The organism is Pedobacter sp. AC379, assembly GCF_979258145.1.
Map to the genome: position 1 here is coordinate 1,446,768 of NZ_OZ409839.1, position 21,854 is coordinate 1,468,621.

Below are 21,854 nucleotides of genomic sequence, written 5' to 3' on the forward strand. Positions count from 1 at the left end.
AAACAGAAATATTCAAAAAAAGAAAAATAATTATCGACTAAAGTAATAAGTCAGTATCAAATAATTTTGGACACTGATAAGTATTATGCAGAAACGATAAGCAGACTTAAATCGATAACATTATTCCCTTTCCAAAAGATTCTAATAGTATGATAACCAGGTATACTTCTCCTTTATTAATTATTTCCAAAGTATCTAGAATAAATTTCAAAAATTCAACCTTACCTACACATATGAATAAAGGTATTATTATAATTCCCTCATTATTTTATACTCAGCAAGGTTTAAATCGTTTGGATATAGCCTTTAAAACATGGGTTTTTCAGGGTATTATTCTCATATTCTTATTCCTTTATTCAAATAAGAATTTTAGTTTTTTATAATGAGTTCTTGATAATTCAAATTGTTGAAAATGAGGGCTAAATGCAAGTTAAGTTGTCTTGGATGAAATAACTCTATATTTGGTTATTATTTCATGTTCGATTGAGGCTTAATTGTGGGAGGTCTTCTGCGAGCTTATAATTTGTGAAGGATGTAATTGAATCGATACCGCAACCACAATTCAATTGTCTATTTATTAAGCTTTTCTCTATGGACTCAATTCTAAATTTAGTTATGGAAAATCTAGATGACCTAGATTTCAGTCGCTTAACTGAGATAACGATTAAGGAAGTTAAGGATCTACCTATGTTCAAACATTATTCTGATGCGGAAGCTCAAGAGGTAATTCGAACATTAAAAAGGTTTTCAGAGATAATCGTTCAAGATCATTTTAAGAAAGAAAATCAAGAAAAGAAACCATAGCGATTTATCAGTTCGAACCATAAGTGCTTGTTAACCAGTGCTTAAAGTAATTTTCGCCGATTGGGTTAACCCAAGCAGGATCGAACTAATAATTGCCTCATTTTCAGGTAATAAAGCATTTATCCATGTTTTTTTTCTTTTCTTGGGAAAACATCATAAAAAGAAAAAGCCTTGAATTTGAGCGCCTTTCAAAGAAAAGGTTCGAACTTCAAGGCTTTTTGCCGTTTAAGTAGAGTCAATCGGCGGAAAATCGAACTTTTATGAACATTGTGAGGCAATAGTAAATTTTGAAAAAGTGGTCAATAACAAGATTGAGGGGCAGTATAGAAAAAAGAGAAATGCTCAACCGAAATAATCAATATCGATTCAAATCTTCTGCCTTAACAATTGCCATTAATATGAAACCTATTCTCATATTACTTGAATCTAAATTAATGCATCTCAAAAAAATATCTGACGGAAAAAAATTTCTAATATAATATCGCAATTCCACAACGTAATCATAAAAGGGGCAGCCAATTATTTTGTTGCCTCATCATTTTTTGCTTTCAGCGTCTGGTAAAAGTAGCTGTAAGGATTTCCATGGTAGGTCTGTTCAATTTGCTTAATTGAATCATTTTCCTCCGCGTCGGGCTTCTGCTCTTCAGCCTTCATCTTTGCAATCTTTTTCCTAAGTTTCAATAACAACCGGTTTCTGCTACTGTCCAATCTTTTAAGCTGAATCCTCGAATATTTATTGTCTGTTAAAAGTTTGTAGCCGCTTACCCAACACATTTCGTTTTTCATGGTTTTGTAGTTCCAAAGTGCAACCCTCCCGACTGACATACCAATTAGCCTGCTGGCGACAGATTCATAAATTGTGTTCTTCTCACTTCTGCATAATGGGTCTTTTAAAATCAATTTTAGATCTCCAACGACCTTATACTGTTTCTTCATTTCTTTTATCAAAGAACTTTTGCGCACCCTTATATGTCCCTGATAGTGCACTTCGTATCCAACAAAACCAATCCATGGAGATCCGGCAGCCCGGTCGCTTCCCCATTTGTAACAATATTTTGATTTTTCCTTCCAAAAGTGAGCGTGGCTGCTATATGGAGCTGCTACTGGAATGTGAATGGCAAGTTTTCGATCTTTTATCCCATGCATGTAAGCTTCGAACGCTGAAAGGCATTTTTCTCTTTTCGGATGGATGATCAGCATATCGTCGCAAAATCTCACATATAACAAATCGCCATCCTGGTGCTTTATGATTTTTCGGTCTACGTTATTCAGTACTGCATTGGCTATCAGTCCGGAGAGGGCGCCGCCTTGAGGTATCCCAATGCGCGCATTGCCAAGATGCTTATAGTATCCACTTTGAAGAAGCTCGTTTTTTACCCAACCATATTCACCGTTCGGAATCTTGAATGTCTTAAAATGGGACTGGTCATTGTTTAAGAGCAACACCATTTTATTGAAGGTGTATACCTTCAAGTAATCGAAAAGTATTTTTTTTGCATTGGCAAGGTCATTGACTGATTGTTCCCTAATCAATTTTCTGTTAAAAAACTGGTTAAATACTTTTTTTATTACCGAATGGTTGACGGTGTCGAAGAATTTTTTCATGTCACATTCTGCGACATAAAGTGCGCCATCCCCATAATGCTTCCTGTATTCCATTACCTCCACTACTGGCTCATGGTGCGTAGGGCACATCATCTTGCCCTTAATCAACCTTTTTGATCGGAAAGCATAGGAGCTATCAATGAATAGTGGGTCGAAAATTGCTGTAAGATATCTATTGGTAATGCTTAATATGATTTTGTCCTTTAGTCCAAAAGAAGCAATCGGACGACATATATTGACCTTAACTGGATCAGCTTTGTCCTCCTTGAGCTGGGGAATGATCTTAGGCGATCCGATCTGATAATCTCCTCCATGTACGGCATTCTGAATCTCCTTGATGAAGGCATCGAGCTTACTAAGAAACGGAGCATCTGGTTCGCATGCTCGGTAAAACCTTAGGGTGGCATTTAATGACATCAATGTCTTTTCACTGCTGCTAACTGGAATGCCATCTTTAATTCTTTTTCTTTTGAGCACAGTCTTCCATTTTTTTCTGGGAGGGAAAAAACTGCATAATACTTCTTCATTTTTCGAAGGCTTAGTGTTATGGTAGTTGTGGGCCGGATTTCCCGTATGGATGTGGATCAAATGCTCTTTGTTACGCCTGTGGGCTAACTTGACCCGCATTTTGCAAAGCATTTCCAAGATTACCCGGTCAGTAGTATAGTCTCTAAGTGGTCGCATAAAAGAAAAGATAGGGGTTCCTGACTAGAAAATACTGAACTATTTGAGCGCCTCCCAACTTTGTCGTGCACAGAACGGCCGTTAATACTTGCGACAGTGAATCCATTTTCATGATTTCTCCGCCACCTTAGGTACCCCTACATCTTCTCCATAGCCAACTTTCTTGGCGTAAAATATTATGGTTCCAAAGCTAAACCTTCCCATCGAATTGGCAAAACAATATTCCAACATATTTTTACATGCTGTTTCATCGAAGGCTCTGCCATCCATCTTTGACAGGGCAAGGTAATATTTTAAAGCAAGTTCGTGGGTAAAAGTGTTGGCCATGGCATATCCGATTTCATACCAGTTTTGGAAATTGCTGGTAATCGACAGGTTTCTTTTGGTAAGGAATCTGATGATTGCCTGGATTCTGGTCCGGCTGGACTGGCTGTTTTTGTCTTTGGGATTAAATTTCTGATCCATGGTAGCCTCTGCCGAATACGTATATTCTGCAGACTTTATCGATTCCCGAGTACGGGTTATTTCTTCTGGTGAATAAACGATTGGAAAGGAAAGGATTTTATCCTGAAGGAAAAGTAAAGGGTCATGGGAGAAGAAGCATAACCTGGTCACATCGCTTCCGCTGGTATCGAGGGATATTCCGTATTTCTCAAGAAAATAATCATATATTTTCCTAAAACCATAGGTATGGCGAAAGTTGATTTGGGCAGCTAGGGTATCTGCAGGAAATTCAAAGTGGACGAGCCCCTTCACTCCAGCCATAGATGGCGACTCCCAAAAGGTGAAGACATATGGGTCTTCGGAAAACTGCTTTTTTACCTGTTCTAACTGTTCCCCTGTAAGTTTATCTATATCGAGTACGCACAGGCCATTGTAAACTGCTATCGATTGGCGCTTCCTTTTTTCAGTAAAATCAGCAGCAAAGGTAACAGCGGGAAGTTTTCTTTTTTCCTGGTCATAAGTATCTCTATCTCCCGCAGCAAGATACCCGCGAAGCCTGTCCACCTGTTTTTTGTAGGTGCCGTTTTTGATCATATCCAGGCTCTGGCCTACAGTCAGGTGTCTGGTGATACCGCTCCAGGAATTATACTGGAAAGCGACCGGTTGAGAACGTATTTCTTCGAGCGTCATTATGGTGGATTAATTCATGGATAAAATATAAATAAGTTTGGAACTTGCCTGGTTCAAGAGTAATGAATCGCGTAAAAATGGTTAGGTGTTTTCATTAAGTCCATCAAGCATTGCCAACCATCTCGGTGTTGGTCTTTTTGTTAATATTCCGGATATCCGTTCCATAAGCTTTGGCGAATCCTTGAGTATCAGGCGCATTTTGCGGCCGATCACCCTGGCGCAAACCAGTTGTATGTAGTCACGTTCATTGGTGTCATACATCTCCATCACATCGAAGTGATGTTCATAGATGTCCCCGTCATAAAGATCAAAATAACTCTGAATGATGTGCTCGATATCACTGATGTCCTTCGTCCGTTGCGGCCTGTCATCGTTTGCAAGCAGTTTCAGCATAATGATTCCTTCCATGGAGCATACTTTTATCCTTTGTCCGTCCGTCAGCTCAACATCCTGCACGAACGGATAAATCTCAGTGAAGCCGGGCATATGGAGTACAAATGTCGGGTCAGTTAGCTTTACATTGCCGTCGGGTCCTTCTATTTTACCAAATGGCAAAAGGTCAAGTTCTACCGCTCCTTTGTAGAAAAGCTTTATGGCTTCCGACTCATGGACCTCGAAGAGGCCTGTAGAGACTAATTCCGACTTTATCTTATCGTACTGTCCCTGGTCATTTATCGTAATGGCTAGGTCAACGTCCTTAGTCATTCTGGTAGAAGCGAGTTCCTGATTCACAGAAAGATTGATATCGCGTGCGACTGCCCCAACCAGGTAAAAGTCAATTTCGAATTTTGAAAATACTTCCTGAAGAACGGCGAGCATTTCCGATATGACCGGTTCTAGTATATACCTATTTAACATATTTTTCCTTTATGCGTGCCGCGGTTTCTCTGTTTCTGCTGTCGAAGCTGCTGATTAGTTCTGCGTAGGCCAATAGGGGTGGAACTGTATCCCCACCGTTGAATATTTCGTCGTTCCAGAATGGCCTGAGCAGCTCTATCTCACCATTGTGGTCGGGAACGATTTTCATTTTTTTCATCAGATCAAACCGGTCCTGGTCTGAGTAGATGGTATAGACTTCAGGCGATAGGTATTTTGTTAAAATGGCGCCGGCAGTTTCTCCTCCCCAATATATCCCAAGGTCAGATGCCGCATGATTATGCCAATTTTCTCTGTCCTCCTTCTTATTGAACCGGAACTTGCCGACTAGTTGCTTTGGTCTGAGCGTAACTCTGTACATGTCTGCCCATTTGTCAATTAGTATCTGCCTGTTATCAATCAGGAGCATTTCCTGTTTGTTCCTTGAGCCTTCTATGATGAAGCCTTCACGTTTCATTTCATAAATAAAGTTTCCGACATTTCCCAGTGCAACACCGGCGGTATAGGCAATTCTGCGGTACGGAGCATTCAATAGTTCTTCGTCCATCAGCACCGCAAAAATGAACTTCATGCCTGATGGCGCCCATAACTTGGTTTCTTCTATTGCTAAAAGCTGGTTCTTTTGGTCGCTCACATAGATGTACATGCCCTTGATTGCTATATAACAATTGCCTGAACTTTCCAGGTAGCTGATCCCGTTGGCCTTCATTTCATCTTTCATCGGAGCAGGTATATATCTTGATACCATCAACAGGTTCCCATTTATTGTCTTTTGTTTCTCCAATAGGTTGGCTAGTGCGGCGGTTCGGATTTCCGTTTTTACCTCGACTTCTAACAAAAAGCTTTGGAGGCCATGTTGCAACTCTATGATCGCATCTGCTCTTCTTTCCTTGTCTGGTCTGTTCAGCACCTTTATTTCCATCCCCGTCAGCTCCATAAGTTTGCTCAATGCGGGCTGTAATATCTGTTCATGCTTAATGTTCATAATTTTAACGTGTTCATGTAACATGAACAGACGAATATAATGAACATTAATCTTAAATACAACTTAAACACTTATTATGTTCATAAATGAGGTTATGTTCATGATACATGAACATAACCTTTTTAATGAACGCAATGTTCTCAAAGAACATCATCTCCTATATAATTATGACCATAAACTTATAGATTGGTATGCAAATCTGATCCCACATTGTCCGAGCAAATAACAATAATAATAAAACTTGTATTCGACAATTATCGTTTAATTAAACGACAACTTTATTTATTATTAATCACGCGTATAAAATCTTTCTCAGGTTTAGAACGTTTGATTATTTTACGATGCTCAAATGCGTGAACAATTTTCCAGTTAAGTTCTGTTGCATCGAGCTTTGGGTATTTACCTTTTTCCAAAAGTGCTTGATAAGCGGGTTCAAGTAGATATATGCATTCTAATACTTGTTCGTCAGATAGTGAAGACAGTTGGATTTGGAATAATTTATTACTCGTCTCTCCTTTAGCATAAGTTAATATAGTTGTCAATAACCCATAATCCATTTCCCGGTAGTCCTGACTGGACTGAAAGTTTGCTAGTTCTTTAGCCAGCCTCGGCTCTTCCTCAACCATGCTGGAATCAACCAGTCTTGAAACATGCAATTTTTGGCCAAACTTAAGCTGGTTACTGTAGAGTAAAGAGAGCATATTTTCTGCAGTTAAAACATAATCCTCTGGTTTAGCCAAATAGGCATCTATATTATTGGCCAGGAATTTATTTTCCAATTGCGAATAGTTGTCACGTATATCCTTAAGCCAGGCTTCAGATAATCGGATGATTCCATTATTAATCAGGATTTCCATACGTGAATTGCTTACTGGACATTCCAATAAATTTGATCCCTTCTCGCCAATTTCTAAACATGAAGATAATCAAAAACTTGCAACAAATCTATTGCTGGTGAGACGGGGTCAATCTATTCCGGTTTGTCCAGCTCTGGGTTTATTTCCTCGTTTTTCGGGGCAAATTCTTAAAATAGGAGCGGGGGAGTAAGGTTCAAAGTCTTATTCTTTAGAGTGCAATGTACTATATACAATAAGTCCAGTATTTTATCAAATGAGGCTGTTTAGGTTAAAGCAGCCTCATTGCGTTAATTTTTTTTAAAATCAAAAACATAATTATTATGAACAAAGTTATAGGCATTTTAGCAGGAAGTCTTCGAAAAGAATCATTCTCAAAAAAAATCAGTAATGCCGTATTGGAAATGGCACCACGGGGTTTTACATTTAGAATAATTTCCCTGGCGGATCTTCCAATTTACAATCAGGATTTTGATGACGAAAATATAGTTCCAGCAGCCATTACCCAATTTAGGGAGGAGATGACAAAAGTTGAAGGGATGTTATTTATAACGCCTGAATACAACAGATCCGTTCCCGCAGTTTTGAAAAATGCATTGGACATAGGATCACGTCCATATGGTGCAAGCGTTTGGGATTCAAAACCAGCGGCCATCTTCAGTAATTCGCCAGGCACGCTATCCGGATTTGGAGCTAATCACCATTTAAGGCAAAGTATGGTTTTTCTGAATATCCCAACAATGCAACAGCCAGAAGTTTACCTTCACAAAGTTAATGAGCTTTTTGATGAAGATGGAAACTTGACTGCAGTGAATACCAAAGAACTTCTGCAAAAAGCTGTAGATGCATTTATAGTGTGGTTTAAAAGGAATGCTTCATGAGTTATCAACGAAATCCAATAAAAAAATGGCCAGTACTTTCTTATAAATTAGGAAAACCTACATATGAAACGCTGCAATTATTTACACAGATAATTGGAAAGATAAAGCTTGCTACAATGCCTTGGATCAACCACTCTTGGGCTATTACTCTCCATGTTATACCAAGTGGTTTAACCACTCAGATAATGGATTATAAAGAAAAGCAATTCCAGATAGATTTTGATTTCATTCAGCACCAACTTCAGCTAACGACAAGTTTAGCGAGTCAAAACAACTTAGCCTGGAAAATATTTCTGTAGCAGAGTTTTATAAAGCTGTATATGGTATATTGAAAGAAGTTAATATTGATGTGATAATTTCTCCACGTCCTTCAGAAATCGTAAATTCAATCCCTTTTGAACTGGATGAGTATCACAATACTTATGATAGGAGACATGCCAGTGACTTTCACCGCGCTCTGTTAAATATTCATAGTGTCTTTCTTGGGCATCGAAGTAGGTTTCAGGGTAAAAGTAGTCCCGTTCAATTGTTCTGGGGAGGCTTTGATTTATCATTATCATTTTTTTCTGGAAGAAAAGCACCTGCACACCCAGGTAAAATGCCCGGTATGCCAAATTGGGTGCTTCAAGATGCTTTTTCTCAAGAAGTGTTGACGGTTGGGTTTTTACCAGGTAATGACGACCTTAATGAAGCAGCATTCTACTGCTATATTTACCCTGAGCCAAAAGGTTATAGTGAAGTTGAGATTGAACCAAAAGAAGCTTACTATAACAAACAACGGGGCGAATTTATTTTAAGCTATGCTGATGTTCAAAAGTCACATGATCCCGAACAGAAATTAATTGATTTTTTGAATAGCACATATGAAATTGGGGCAAAAATGGCAAGCTGGAATCCCGAATTTATGAATCCAATTGTTAAAGTATAGTTGTGGAGAAATTGAATTTTTAAAGAAAATTTAGGTGAATTAAAGTTAAGCCAATCAAATGATATTACAATTGAAGAAGTAAAATCCATACCATTGTTTGCTCAACTTTCGAATGAGCAAGCAACTGAGGTAATACGGACACTTAAGAGATTCCGTAAGATTATTTACGCTAACTATCTAAAAAACAATTGACCGACCTAATTCGAGGTTATTTGCGGTTTGTTCCAACAAGGTCATGCTTGTTCTGTACGCTAAAACCGGTAAACACATAGCTAATTACCAATCGGTGATTTTTCATCCTAAAAGGATGCTACTGCGATGCTAGCAGTATAAGGTAAACAAATCTTGAAGCGTTTCTTCAATGTCAGAGGTTAAGTAAGTTAAAGCTATGCATCTCTAAGGCTTGAAAAAAGCTATTTGTTTGATGGCTGGAACAATAACCCACTTTTATCACCTTTTGTTCGTTATTTATTTGACTAAAATCTTTGAATGCTATGGAATCCGCATATCTATATATCCGTGTAAGCACAGATGAGCAAAAGCGAAAAGGCTATTCATTGCCTGAGCAAGAGGATCAATTGTTAAAATACTGCGCTCATAATAATATAGAGATTAAAGGAATATTTAGTGAGGATTATTCGGCTAAGAACTTCAATCGACCCGAGTGGAAAAAATTAATTATTGAACTCAAGAAAAGTTCCAAGAACGAAAAAAATAATATCCTATTCATTAAGTGGGATCGCTTTAGCCGAAACATCGAATATGCTTATGAAATGATCGGTTTGCTGCGGAAATGCAATACTGATGCAATGGCTATTGATCAGCCAATTGATTTTTCTGTTCCCGAAAGTACAGTGATGCTTGCTGTTTACCTTTCCATTCCTGAAGCTGAAAATACCAGAAGAGCATTGAACACTATAAATGGACTACGGAGGGCAAAACAGTTGGGACGCTATCCGAATCGAGCACCAATAGGATATATTAACCTCACAGCGCTGGATGGCCGGAAATATATTTCGCCCAAACAGCCTGAAGCAGGAATATTGACCTGGGTATATCGGTTGTTGTCTACCAATTCCTATAGCCTTGAGGAAGTTAGAATGATGGCTTCGGCAAAAGGGCTAAGGTGCTCCCGATCTTACTTTTGGAGACTGTTGCAAAATCCTGTTTATTGCGGACTAGTAAGATTATCCTCTAGTCTTGATAACACGCAGCTCGTCCAAGGTATTCATGCGCCTATTGTATCTGAACATCTTTTCTATCAGGTTCAAAATGTCATTCTTACCAAAAGAAGTGTGTTTTGTAAGACAGATGAACTCAAAAAGGTTTTCTTTTTGAAAGGATATTTAGTCTGCCCTGCCTGTAAAAGCAAACTACGGGGAAGTTTTTCTAAGGGCTATAACAAGAAATACGGATATTACCATTGTTCAGGTAAATGCAAAATAAGGGTAAGAACGGATGCATTAAATGATAGTTATGCCAAAGAGTTGCATAAAATGAGGTTTTCGAAATACGCGACGGAATTATTTGCACTCGTGTTAGACGACTTTAATATTGGAACGAAGAAGATAGAGTATTTAACAGAACGAAAAAAGCTAAGTAAGCAGATTGATGAACAGAATCAACTGCTTGGTAAAACCAGAAAGCTATTTGTGTCCGATGTGCTAAAGTTTGATGATTTTAGCTCAATAAAAAATGAAGTCATAGCTGTTTTAGAAGGTCTTAATAAGGAATTAAGTGTTGTGAATACTAAGCTTTTATGTCTAGCTCAACAGATTAAATTCGCGGATAGATCATCTGTGGATATATTTAGAAGTTTTGACAAGCTAGATTTAAGCGATAAAAAACACTTACTGAGTTTTTTCCCGGTAAGAGAAATTGATGTAGCAAATGGTAAAGTATTACTGTCCACTTGTAATGCCGTCTTTAAGATTTTAAACAAAAATAAAAATATTAAAATTACCGATATCGATTACATACTTCCTTATAGCTCCAATTTTGCGGATCATAAAGTGACTTCACACCTTGCTATTCGTGTTTTAGCTAAGCAAAAAATTCAGGTTGATGAAAAAGAAGCTGCCATGATTCTAAATTTGATGTACATTGTTGCTAAAACCTATAGCGGTTCAGCTGGATCTAAAAATCAGCATATCCTTAAGGAAACGTCGAACTGGAAAAAAGCCTCTCAGTTGCATTAATATTTGATTTTCAATCTGAAAGCCAAAATAATCCAAGAAAATTTCTTAATTATCGAACTGCTTTAAGTGAGGTCGTAACGATTTGGGTGACAAATTCTTATGGTCATAAAAAAAGGAAACAACTGGTATAGGTTGTTTCCTTTAGTAGAGTCAATCCGCGGAAGTTCGAACTTTTATGAGCATTGCGAAGCGATAGTAAACTTTGAAAAAGTGGTGAAGAATAAAATTGAGGGGCAGTATAGGAAAAAGAAATTATTGTAAGTGTTTTTCTGTATCTGTTGATGACAAGCTAAGGCAGGATGAGACATCTTTCAGGTTCAGGTTTTACCTGTTCAGAACAATATGGATTATATACACCTAATTGTAGGCTATTTCTGTTTCCATTTGGCAGACACCTAAACTTTGTAGCTTATTTTTCTATCGTCCTAAATTGAAATATTTATCTAAATCATTCTTTATAGATCATTATAAAAAGAACAATTGTGGTTTTGGCCATACTATTATTTACAGCTACCGCCTTTGTCCAAATACATATAAGCCATCATTAAATACGCCAATATAAATCAGGTACTTCCCGGAGCTACATTAAAGACACTCAACCAATTGCCTCATAAAATGTAATAAGGTTTCCGTGAAGATCAAGTATCGAGAAATCCCTATGCCCCCAATGCTGTTCTTCGATGTCTGAATGTTCATTGTGGAGCACTCCCTGTGTTTTATACTCTTGATGTAGTTCATCGATTCCCTCTACCTCTATCCTGCAGCTCGCTGTCCCTGCTAGAAATGTTTCTGCGCCGCTCCAGATTGGCTTTAGAAAAAGCATTATGCTTCTATATTTCCAGCTCCGGTCACAAGATGCCCATAGGTGAATTTCGATTCCACCCCGTACAACTATTGCGAATGTTTCCTCTTTGTGACGCGTAGTGAAACCCATCCTGTTCTCATAAAATTCTACAGCCTTCGCTATACTTACAACCGGCAGTGCCGGAATGCTTTTTTTAAATCCTATCATAAAAATTTATCTATTTTCCAGCATTCGATAAGCGCTTTTTTTTTGCTGTTCTAAAAGAATTATTTGGCAGAACAGCAGGTTCTGTTTTCCTGTATCGGTGGACACTTTACTGTTCCGTAACTACAGAAGACACAGCAGTCACCCTGTAATGGTTTTAAGCGCTCGTGACAGTTTTCACATTCGTAAAAATACTGGCAGGCATCCGTAGGCATTGACTCTTCCTTTTGATGCTGGCAAAGTGGGCAGGTGATTATTGATTGCAGGAATATTGTTTTAGTTGACATCTTTTTTTTTGCTTTTTACTTTATAAACGGTTTCATGTTCGATGGAAGAGACTAACTGCACAATTGATATCTGGGTACTGTCGAACTTTACAAAGGATTCACCTTTTAAATATGAAGTTCTGACTTCCAGCACACCCTTTCTTTCCCGCAAGGCATGATTTACATGACCTTCACAAGAAGAACAGCTCATTCCCTGAATTTGAATAACAGTCTGTTGAACATTGGAGTTAATGCTAATTTCTTGTTTTGGCAATTTCTTTTGGAGGAACTTTGCATAATACGGAAAAGAAGCCAGCACGATTGAAAGTGCTGTTACTATCCATAAGAAGCCTTTGGATTGCAGCCAGTTTTTCCTTTCCGGGCAACCACATCCATCTTTTGGAGTGGGTTTATATGCCCTGTAAAAGGCAAAACCTAAAATCAGGGCAGTTGCCATTAACAGGTATGGCCTTAAGGGAGCGATCCAACTGAACATGGATAAGGTACTTCCCGTGGTACCCAGCAGTGCCAATAATGGAACAATACAGCAAAGGGAAGAACTGAGTGCCAAAAGTATTCCCGAACCTATGAGTTTGTTGTTATGTTTTACTTTGCTCATACTGTTTCAATTAAAGCATTGGCTTGATTAATCATAGTAAAGAAAGGCTGCATCAGTCTTAGGTGTTCATTCCGAAGGGAATAGAATATTGTCTGACCGTCTTTTCTGAATCCTATAATATTGCCATCTTTCATCTTACGCAGATGTTGAGAAACTGCCGGGATGCTCATGCCAAGGATATCACTTAGATCACAGGGACACAACTCCTTTTCCTGTTGCAACAGATAAAGTATTTTCAGGCGGACTTCATTTCCAGCTAAGGATAATATACCCGACAATTGGGAAAAAGAGTATGCGTTTTCCTTGATCTTGTTTCTGCATCCATTAATCTGCATCGGGTTTGCTTTTTCCCGGATACAGTTACTCAGATTGTCCGTGTTTTTTATCATCAAGGGCTAAAGGTATGGGTATATAATTATTTAAGCAAATGCTTAAATACTGTCTTTTTGATTTTTTTTATACGGAAAGTATATGATTTGTTTTGACGGATACTTTGAACCTGACCGACTGCAATCATAATCTTATAACATTTTCCGGAAATTATATAAACCTGTAATCTGATTTCAGGTTAACTTTACTTAGTTCATCTAAAATATTCTTATATTAGAATTGTGAAACGTACAGCAGTCATAATAATAACAGTGATCTACATGCTATCCTCTTTAGGGATGGCTGTAAACCGTTTTTATTGCTGTGGAAGACTGGCTTCAGTAAAACTTATCCTTGCTTTACCAGACCAGAACGATGTTAAGGCCAAAACAAAGGATAACTGCTGTAAGAACGAAAGGAAAAGCCTTAAAATTAAGGACACCCATTTCAGTGCTGATGTGGTGACCTTGGATGTTCCTATGCCAGCGGTCCTTCCCGAACCTATACGGTTTTCACAGGTAAATCTCTTTACTGATCGCGCCGACGTTCAGCCTTATCAGGCCAATGCCCCGCCCAGGCAGCCCGAGACACCGATCTATATCCTCAACTGCACTTACCGGATTTAATCCTCTTTTCTGCCTTTTCCTCTCTGGAAAAGATTGCGGAGCATTCCGTTTTTAATCAATTTTCTTAATTATAAATCACGCGTAGGCCATTGTTTGGCTCTATGCCATTATTCAATTCCTAAAATTCCAACACATGAAAAAATTAGTTTTTGTGGCATTTGCCATGCTGTTTTCTGGTATCTCCCTATTTGCGCAGACACCCGCCAAGCCCACCAAACAGGCTACCGTAAAAACAAAAAAGGCTGTTGTGCCCAAAGTGCAGTACACCTGCACGATGCACCCGGAAGTTTTAAGCGATAAGCCCGGGAAATGTCCCAAATGCGGCATGACGCTCGTAAAAAGGGAAGCGCCTAAAAAGCAAACAGGTAAAATGAAAATGTAAGTTCATCATGCCCGGAACGGCGTGTTCCGGGCCAATTATAATTAAGATGATCAATCAACTTATTTCCCTGTCCTTAAAGAACAGGTATATTGTCCTGCTGGTCGCAATAGCCTTATTTGCATGGGGCAGTTATGCCATCCGCGAAAACCCAATCGATGCCATACCCGATCTTTCGGAAAACCAGGTAATCGTTTTTACCGAATGGCAGGGCCGGAGTCCCCAGATCATGGAAGACCAGGTGACCTATCCCTTGGTGAGCAACCTTCAGGGCATTCCCAGGGTCAAGGCGGTCCGTGCTACATCCATGTTCGGGATGAGCTTTGTTTATATTGTTTTTGATGATAAGGTAGATGTCTACTGGGCACGGAGCCGTGTGCTTGAACGGCTAAACTATGCACAACGTTTATTGCCTGAAGGTATTACGCCAACACTTGGCCCTGATGGAACTGGGGTTGGGCATGTGCTTTGGTATACCCTTGATGCGAGGGGCATAGATCTTGGCGAGCAGCGCGCACTCCAGGACTGGTATATCAAGCTCGGCCTGCAGACGGTTCCCGGCGTAAGTGAAATCGCTTCCTTCGGAGGGTTTGAAAAACAGTACCAGATCAATATTGACCCACATAAACTCAATTACTATAACATTCCTTTATCCCAGGTACTTAAGGCCGTCAAGAGCAACAACAACGATGTCGGTGGCCGCAAGTTTGAAATGAACGGAACCGGCTACATTGTCCGTGGCCTCGGTTATATCAAAAGCCTGAAGGATGTTGAGGATATCTCGATCGGCACGATAAAAAGTGTTCCTGTCAGGGTACGCGATATTGCCACCGTTCAGATGGGCGGAGACCTGCGCCTGGGCATCTTTGATGAGAACGGCACAGGTGAGGCCGTTGGGGGGATCGTGGTGATGCGTTATGGCGAAAACGCAGACCAGGTTATCCACGCGGTCAAGGACAAGATGAAGGAGATCGAGCGCGGACTGCCTTCAGGTGTAAAGTTTAAGATTGCTTACGACAGGAGTGAACTGATCGAAAGCGCCATCAGCTCGGTAAAGCATACACTGATCGAGGAGATGATCACCGTATCCATTATTGTCATCCTGTTTCTGTTCAGTTGGAGAAGTGCCCTGAGCATCATCATCCAGATACCCATTACCATCGCAGCAAGCTTTATCCTACTCAATGCATTTGGCATCAGCTCCAACATTATGTCCCTGACCGGTATTGCACTTGCCATAGGCGTTATTGTAGACAACGGCATTGTCATGGTCGAAAATTCACACCGCAACCTATCCATTGCACAAGAAGAAGAAACGTTATGACCACATCCGAAAGAATCAAAATTATAGAAGCCTCCTGCAAACAGGTTGGCCGGGGTGTCTTTTTCTCAACCCTGATCATTGTCGCTTCTTTTCTGCCGGTATTTTTGCTCGAAGGGCAGGAAGGCAAGCTGTTTGGCCCGCTGGCATGGACAAAGACATTTATACTGGCCATAGATGCTGTTCTGGCAGTAACACTGGCACCCGTGCTGATCTCGTTTTTTCTAAAGGGAAAGCTAAGGACTGACGCGCATAACCCATTGAACCGAACCCTTGAAAAAATCTATCAGCCCATCCTCAGCTGGTGCATGAAATGGAGGAAGACAACAATCGGGATCAATATCATTGCACTTCTGATCAGTGTCCCATTGCTGCTCAGTCTGGGCAGTGAATTTATGCCCCCGCTTGACGAAGGATCGATCCTGTTTATGCCGGTAACCCTGCCCGATATTTCCAATTCGCAGGCCAAACAGTTATTGCAGGTACAGGACAGGATCATTAAAAGTGTACCCGAAGTCAAAAATGTACTGGGCAAAGCCGGCAGGGCAAATACAGCCACGGATAATTCTCCAATCAGTATGGTAGAAACGATTGTTCTTCTAAAGCCCAGGAGCGAATGGCGCAAGGGCATTAAAAAAGAAGACATCATAAATGAACTCAATGCGAAGCTTCAGATCCCCGGGGTGGTAAACGGATGGACCCAACCGATCATCAACCGCATCAATATGCTCTCTACCGGTATCCGTACCGACGTAGGTTTAAAAGTTTATGGGCAGAACCTGGATACCCTCTACGCTTTATCCGGCAGGATGAAGCAGGCACTACAGGGACTGAACGGGGTCAAGGATCTATATGTGGATCCGATTACCGGCGGGCGCTACTTGGATATACAGGTTGATAAGGAAGCAATAGGAAGATATGGACTCAGTGTAGACGATGTAAACCAGGTGGTAGAAAGTGCCCTGGGCGGCATGAACGTTACGCCAACCATTGAGGGCCGGAGGCGCTTCAGCGTAAACCTAAGGCTGGCACAGGATTATCGGAGCAGCCTGGATGAGATCAGGCGCACACTGGTGCAGACCCCATCATTCGGGCCTGTCCCGCTATCTTCGGTTGCCCATATTACCATCAGTGACGGGCCGGCGATGATCCAGTCAGAAAACGCACTGCTGCGCGGAACGGTACTCTTTAATGTACGTGGCCGTGATCTGGGCAGTACAGTCAAAGAAGCGCAGGATAAACTGAACGGTATGGCGAAAACCCTGCCCAAGGGATATTTTATAGAATGGAGCGGACAGTACGAGAACCTGATCCGTGCCGAACGTACGTTGAAGCTCGTTATGCCCATTGTGCTGCTGATCATTTTCGCCTGCCTGTATTTTGCTTTTCATTCGATAAGGGAAGCCTTCTTCAGTCTTATCTCTATCCCCTTTGCCCTGATCGGCGGGGCATATATGGTTTATTTTTTTGGTGTGCATTTATCTGTTGCTGTTGCAGTAGGTTTTATTGCCCTGTTCGGTATTGCCGTTGAAACGGGGATCGTGATGGTCATATACCTCAATGATGCCATGCAGCGGCTGGTCGCGGAGAAAGGTAATTCCAGCGAAACAATCAGTAAAGAAGACCTGCGGACCTATGTGATGAACGGCGCGGTAAAGCGGCTGCGCCCAAAACTGATGACTGTCTGCGTCGCCCTATTTGGTCTGGTTCCGGTATTATGGGCTACAGGGACAGGAAGTGACGTGATGCTGCCGATCGTGCTTCCCATGATTGGCGGTGTATTAACCTCTTCAACGCATATACTCCTTGTTACCCCACTCATTTTTCTAATGGTCAAAGAGCACGAACTCAGGAAGTATGGCAAACTGGAAGTGCTGGACGTAAAAGAATAAAGCCATGAAAATAAATCATCGAATAATATACGGCCTATTGTTGTGTACCCTTAGCTTAACGGTTAAGGCACAGCAGGAATACCTATCATTGGACAGCGTGCTGGCAAGGGTTGCGGCCAACCCCTTATTGCGGACTTACGACGCGCAGATCAATGCGCAGAATGCCTACGCGGGCTCTGCCAGAAGCCTGGATGCCCCAAAGCTGAGCGCAGGACAGTACCAGACGCCTTATCAGCTTAAGCCCGATGGCGGTTCCTTTATGGTTACTGCCGATCAGATGTTCACCAACCCGGCCAAGCTCCGTGCAAAGGAAAACTACATGAAAAGCATATCCAGGGTTACCGCCGAAGAAAAGAAATACATGAACAACCAGTTGAACGCACAGGCCAAACAATATTATTTTGAGCGGGCAATCCTGGAAAAGAAACTGGCAGTTTTGGATAACACCAGTGGCTTACTGGAATACATGTTAAAGGCTTCCAATATCCGGCTTACCTATGGAAAGGAAAAACTGGATAATATCTATAAGACCAAAGCTGAACTGTTTCAACTGGACAATAGCCGGGAAGAAATTAAAAGTGAAATCAAACAGAAAAATATCCTGCTCAATACACTGATGAACCGGGACAAGGGGCAGGATTTTATGGTAGACACGAGTCTTGTGGTCAGGGATTATGCGGCTACAGTGACCGATACGGCTACACTTGCATCGGTACGGAGCGATATCAGGGGGATTGATCGCAGTATAGAACTGCAACAGCTTAATGCCAAAGTAGAATACAGTAAACGTAAACCCGACTTCGGGCTGCAGGCGGGACATATGTTCAGTTATGGCGGGATGCCCAACCAGTACATTTTAATGGGTTCAATCACCATCCCAATTGCACCCTGGTCTTCCAAGAGCTATAAAGCAAACCTGAAGGGCAATCAATACGAAATAGATCAGCAGCGCGAACGCAAGATCTCGCTCCTCAACCAGGCAGAAGGAGAGCTGGCTGGACTGAAGGCTGCATGGACAGGTAAATCCAGGCAGTTGAAAAACTACCGGCAGAACATTATTCCCGCCCTACAGAACAGTTATAAAACATCGCTCCTCGTCTATGAACAGAATACCGGTGAACTGCTGCCAGTACTGGAAAGCATAAAAAGTCTGCAGACAGCAAGGATAGATGCTTTAGAACGGTTAGGGGAAATATTATTAATACAGGTAGCTTATGAAAAAGAAAATGAAATGCATTAAGATCATATTACCGGTCATTCTTTTTGGTATGTTGCTGATCGCCGCCTGTTCCAATCCTAACCAGGCACCGGTCGGGTCTCAATCCAAAACCGCTGTACAATATACCTGCCCGATGCATCCACAGGTACTGGAGGATCATCCTGGTAATTGTCCGATCTGTGGGATGACACTGGTAAAAAAAGCAGGTCAGGCAAGCGAGGGTTCGGGCATCAGCTTAAAAACAGTTTTGGAGCCTGTTAACAGTACGGTGATCTCCTCGGTGGCTTTTGCCTTGCCCCAAGAAAAAGAAGTGGCCACGCAGGTCTCCGCAGAAGGTTATCTGGATTTTGATACCCGGACATTTAACAATATCGCCTCGCGTTTTTCCGGACGCATCGAAAAGGTGTACATCAAATTTGCCTTTCAGAAGATCCATCCGGGACAGCGCATCTTTGATATATACAGTGCAGATATGGTAACCGCTCAACAGGACCTGATCTATATCGCAAAGAATTCTTCAGGCGAAACCGAGTTGCTCAGGGCTGCTAAGCAAAAACTATTGCTGCTTGGAATGACAGCTGTCCAGGTTGAGCAGGTAGTCAGAACGGGCAAAGCATTTTATAGCTTACCAGTATACAGTGCCTACGAAGGGCATGTCCATGATGCTGCACATAGCCAGATGGCTGGGGCAGTGGGTTCAGACCAAGGCCCTGATTTCAGTCGTAACATGCCCCTTGCTATAAAAGAGGGGATATATGTAGAAAAAGGACAGACTTTGTTCAATGTTGTTGACCCCCATAGGCTGTGGGCCATTATCAAGATTGACAGAAATTCACTGGCCAGCTTACAGTTAAATCAACCGGTTAAGATTACACTACCCGATCTGCCAGGTAAAACGCTATATGGGAAAGTAGATTTTATTGAACCTACCCTTCAGCAAGGTGACAAAACAGTTAGCGTCAGGGTTTATCTGGACAATATGGAACATCAGCTGAAGGTAAACAGTTTAATCAATGCCTCGATAGGGACGGGAAAATCCAAAGGGCTTTGGATACCGAGGTCTGCTCTGCAGGATCTTGGGCAGACAAAAATAATCTGGTTAAAAAAAGGCGGCTCATACTATGCACATAGCGTAAATATTGGGACTTTCAATGGGAACGAAATACAGATAACAAGAGGCCTTTCCGCAACCGATACGCTGGCAGTAGATGCAGGGTATTTAACAGACAGCGAGAGTTTCATCAAAACAAAGGGTCATGAATAATATAAAAAGAATTAACCTGAAAAGGATCTGTGTCTTGCTGTTTGTGGTGCTTTCAGTAAGTATATTCAACAGCTGTAAACAAAAAGTACAGCCGGTGGTAAAAGTAAAAAGCAAATTTTACTATACCTGTTCGATGCATCCACAGATACATGAAGACCATCCGGGCAACTGTCCGATCTGTGGTATGAAGCTGATCAAAGTTGAGCTTACTGGTTCAGGGAATTCAGCCACGGAAAAAATAACATTAACCGCAAGTCAGATCCAGTTAGCCGGAATAATGGTTGATACAGTAAGGAAAGAAAATACAGGGGGTGAAAAACTGCTGACCGGAACTGTTGTTACAGATGAAAGTAGGGCAGAAGAGATCAGTGCAAGAATAGCCGGACGGATACAGCGTTTATTTGTTAGGTCTGTAGGAGAGAAAATAACAATTGGTCAGGCAGTGTATTCCATTTATAGTGAAGACCTCTTATCGGCCGAAAAAGAATACCTTTTGGCAAGACAGCAACAGAAAGTTTTAAATAATCCCGATGTAGATTATGAGGCCCTGATCAAGACAGTAGAGCACAAATTATTATTGTGGGGGCTGAACACCGCCCAGATCAAAAGCCTTTCTTCTTTATCCAAAGCATCGGCAACAGCTACCATATACAGTAAGGTCAATGGAACGGTAAGTGATATAGCGGTCCATGAAGGTGACTATGTAACCGAAGGGATGGCTATATTAAAAACCCAAGGGTTGAACAGTCTATGGATAGAGGCGCAGTTATATGCCAGCGAAAGCGGAAACTATAAGGAAAATGACATGGTGAATGTCTCTTTTCCAGACCTGAACGGACAGGTTATTAAAGGTAAGGTCGGATTTTTAAATCCTGAACTATCAGATGAATCTAAGGTTGTGCTCATCCGGATCGCAGTTCCAAATACGCAAGGGCTGATCAGGCCGGGGATGTTGGCATACATTTCCATTGATAATGGAAAACAGAATGCTGTTGCTGTGCCCAGATCTTCAATACTCGCAGGAGGTAAAGGCAATAAGGTATGGATCAAAAATAGTGATGGAAGTTTTTCTGGAAGAAAGGTCAGTACCGGAGCAGGGAACGAGGGTTATGTGCAGGTATTGTCCGGCATTTCACCAGGTGAAATAGTGGTCACAACTGGAGCCTACCTGTTGGAGAGTGAATCGATATTTAAAAATGGAGGGTAAGGTTATGATTTGGTGCGTCATATGTTATGGATAAATACCCATGGTAAGTAAAATTTGGCATAGTATGTAACTTGATTGCGCTAAATACTGTCTGGACTTTGTAGAAAAGCAAATCCAGCATTTGACAGGTCGGAGTCGGCGAAACGAAATTACTTTTCGAGGGGCCGAAAAATATTGAAACAAGTTCAATGTCAGAAATTTGAGGTGATTTTCTAATATAATTATATAAAAGATATGGAAAATTATATAAATTTAATTTCGCATCTTTATATAGATTTGTAGTCTGATGAAAACCAAAGCCATCTTTCTTTTAGTGATTTTTCTGCTCAACACTGTTGTTGGCTTTGCCTGTGCAGTTGGAATGGAAAGAGATAATCATGGAGAAAGTGGTGTACATGTTTCCTCTAAAAAGAATAATCACAAACATGATCATCAGCATAAAGGGGCACATGTGCATAAACACAGCGCTTCAAATGGACCGAATCTTTCAAAAGAAGAACCCTGTTGCAAGACTCTGGTCAACGACCTTGTGGTTCAGGGGAAGCTTGTTCCCCAAAGCGTTAAAAACCAGGTTATCCTACCTGTTCTATTGCTTCCAGATTATCATTACAATTTTTTAATTCCTTCTGTCAAACTGGTTCTCAAAAAGAGTGTTTACGCCGGACAGCGGGAGCGGCCACCCAATAGGGACATCCGGATAACCATCAATAGCTTTCAGATATAAGATTTCACCA

General features: G+C 41.0%; 20 protein-coding genes and 1 pseudogene. 12 read left to right on the top strand and 9 right to left on the bottom strand.

From position 1 onward, the window contains the following. The first annotated feature begins 615 nt into the window (after positions 1-615). Positions 616-804 (top strand): hypothetical protein, encoded by a 189-nt coding sequence (locus ACZZZW_RS06410; protein ID WP_157255421.1) that lies wholly within the window; start codon positions 616-618, stop codon positions 802-804. A 519-nt stretch (positions 805-1,323) separates the two neighbouring features. Here ACZZZW_RS06410 and ACZZZW_RS06415 read toward each other — a convergent pair. From ACZZZW_RS06415 to ACZZZW_RS06435, 5 genes are all read right to left on the bottom strand, one after another. Continuing rightward, positions 1,324-3,093: a reverse transcriptase domain-containing protein gene (locus ACZZZW_RS06415; protein ID WP_463492616.1), complete on the bottom strand. Its 1,770-nt coding sequence runs from the start codon at positions 3,091-3,093 to the stop codon at positions 1,324-1,326. 108 nt (positions 3,094-3,201) lie between these two features. Continuing rightward, positions 3,202-4,227: a BT4734/BF3469 family protein gene (locus ACZZZW_RS06420; protein ID WP_055909777.1), complete on the bottom strand. Its 1,026-nt coding sequence runs from the start codon at positions 4,225-4,227 to the stop codon at positions 3,202-3,204. A gap of 81 nt (positions 4,228-4,308) precedes the next feature. Then, positions 4,309-5,085 (bottom strand): nucleotidyl transferase AbiEii/AbiGii toxin family protein, encoded by a 777-nt coding sequence (locus tag ACZZZW_RS06425; RefSeq protein ID WP_463492617.1) that lies wholly within the window; start codon positions 5,083-5,085, stop codon positions 4,309-4,311. Then, positions 5,075-6,088 (bottom strand): type IV toxin-antitoxin system AbiEi family antitoxin, encoded by a 1,014-nt coding sequence (locus ACZZZW_RS06430; RefSeq protein WP_162235813.1) that lies wholly within the window; start codon positions 6,086-6,088, stop codon positions 5,075-5,077. Before ACZZZW_RS06430 ends, ACZZZW_RS06425 begins: the two co-directional genes overlap by 11 nt. A gap of 278 nt (positions 6,089-6,366) precedes the next feature. After that, on the bottom strand, positions 6,367-6,945 hold the full coding sequence (locus tag ACZZZW_RS06435) for a hypothetical protein (protein ID WP_463492618.1): 579 nt from the start codon (positions 6,943-6,945) through the stop codon (positions 6,367-6,369). 320 nt (positions 6,946-7,265) lie between these two features. Between ACZZZW_RS06435 and ACZZZW_RS06440 the strand changes: the two genes are divergently transcribed. The 3 genes and pseudogenes from ACZZZW_RS06440 to ACZZZW_RS06450 all read left to right on the top strand — a co-directional run bounded on the left by ACZZZW_RS06440 (position 7,266) and on the right by ACZZZW_RS06450 (position 10,949). Beyond that, positions 7,266-7,823, top strand: coding sequence for an NADPH-dependent FMN reductase (locus ACZZZW_RS06440; protein ID WP_463492619.1), 558 nt, complete (start codon positions 7,266-7,268; stop codon positions 7,821-7,823). Beyond that, positions 7,820-8,751, top strand: a pseudogene (locus tag ACZZZW_RS06445) (DUF5996 family protein). Before ACZZZW_RS06440 ends, ACZZZW_RS06445 begins: the two are co-directional and overlap by 4 nt. A gap of 494 nt (positions 8,752-9,245) precedes the next feature. Beyond that, positions 9,246-10,949, top strand: a complete 1,704-nt coding sequence (locus ACZZZW_RS06450; RefSeq protein WP_463492620.1) for a recombinase family protein — start codon at positions 9,246-9,248, stop codon at positions 10,947-10,949. A gap of 595 nt (positions 10,950-11,544) precedes the next feature. On the opposite strand, the gene ACZZZW_RS06455 is transcribed toward ACZZZW_RS06450, so the two are convergent. Genes ACZZZW_RS06455 through ACZZZW_RS06470 form a run of 4 tightly spaced genes read right to left on the bottom strand, consistent with a single transcriptional unit; the run spans position 11,545 to position 13,232 of the window. Further along, on the bottom strand, positions 11,545-11,961 hold the full coding sequence (locus tag ACZZZW_RS06455) for a bleomycin resistance protein (RefSeq protein WP_039474464.1): 417 nt from the start codon (positions 11,959-11,961) through the stop codon (positions 11,545-11,547). 59 nt (positions 11,962-12,020) lie between these two features. After that, positions 12,021-12,245, bottom strand: coding sequence for a GDCCVxC domain-containing (seleno)protein (locus ACZZZW_RS06460; RefSeq protein WP_082018558.1), 225 nt, complete (start codon positions 12,243-12,245; stop codon positions 12,021-12,023). After that, entirely contained in the window at positions 12,235-12,843 is a 609-nt protein-coding gene (gene merTP, locus ACZZZW_RS06465) for a mercuric transport protein MerTP (RefSeq protein WP_039474459.1), read from the bottom strand. Before merTP ends, ACZZZW_RS06460 begins: the two co-directional genes overlap by 11 nt. After that, positions 12,840-13,232 (bottom strand): ArsR/SmtB family transcription factor, encoded by a 393-nt coding sequence (locus ACZZZW_RS06470; RefSeq protein WP_039474454.1) that lies wholly within the window; start codon positions 13,230-13,232, stop codon positions 12,840-12,842. Before ACZZZW_RS06470 ends, merTP begins: the two co-directional genes overlap by 4 nt. 222 nt (positions 13,233-13,454) lie before the next feature. Here ACZZZW_RS06470 and ACZZZW_RS06475 point away from each other — a divergent pair, with 222 nt between their 5' ends. From ACZZZW_RS06475 to ACZZZW_RS06510, 8 genes are all read left to right on the top strand, one after another. Next, positions 13,455-13,838, top strand: coding sequence for an HYC_CC_PP family protein (locus ACZZZW_RS06475; protein WP_425339063.1), 384 nt, complete (start codon positions 13,455-13,457; stop codon positions 13,836-13,838). A gap of 133 nt (positions 13,839-13,971) precedes the next feature. Next, complete coding sequence (locus ACZZZW_RS06480; protein ID WP_039474446.1) at positions 13,972-14,220, top strand: heavy metal-binding domain-containing protein; 249 nt, start codon at positions 13,972-13,974, stop codon at positions 14,218-14,220. A 46-nt stretch (positions 14,221-14,266) separates the two neighbouring features. Then, positions 14,267-15,541: an efflux RND transporter permease subunit gene (locus ACZZZW_RS06485; RefSeq protein WP_039474443.1), complete on the top strand. Its 1,275-nt coding sequence runs from the start codon at positions 14,267-14,269 to the stop codon at positions 15,539-15,541. Continuing rightward, positions 15,538-17,430 (top strand): efflux RND transporter permease subunit, encoded by a 1,893-nt coding sequence (locus tag ACZZZW_RS06490; RefSeq protein WP_039474440.1) that lies wholly within the window; start codon positions 15,538-15,540, stop codon positions 17,428-17,430. Before ACZZZW_RS06485 ends, ACZZZW_RS06490 begins: the two co-directional genes overlap by 4 nt. 4 nt (positions 17,431-17,434) lie before the next feature. After that, on the top strand, positions 17,435-18,670 hold the full coding sequence (locus ACZZZW_RS06495) for a TolC family protein (RefSeq protein ID WP_082018557.1): 1,236 nt from the start codon (positions 17,435-17,437) through the stop codon (positions 18,668-18,670). Then, on the top strand, positions 18,645-19,913 hold the full coding sequence (locus ACZZZW_RS06500) for an efflux RND transporter periplasmic adaptor subunit (RefSeq protein ID WP_039474437.1): 1,269 nt from the start codon (positions 18,645-18,647) through the stop codon (positions 19,911-19,913). Before ACZZZW_RS06495 ends, ACZZZW_RS06500 begins: the two co-directional genes overlap by 26 nt. After that, positions 19,906-21,120, top strand: coding sequence for an efflux RND transporter periplasmic adaptor subunit (locus ACZZZW_RS06505; RefSeq protein WP_052266075.1), 1,215 nt, complete (start codon positions 19,906-19,908; stop codon positions 21,118-21,120). Before ACZZZW_RS06500 ends, ACZZZW_RS06505 begins: the two co-directional genes overlap by 8 nt. 286 nt (positions 21,121-21,406) lie before the next feature. Beyond that, positions 21,407-21,844: a hypothetical protein gene (locus ACZZZW_RS06510; protein WP_463492621.1), complete on the top strand. Its 438-nt coding sequence runs from the start codon at positions 21,407-21,409 to the stop codon at positions 21,842-21,844. The last annotated feature ends 10 nt before the right edge of the window (positions 21,845-21,854 follow it).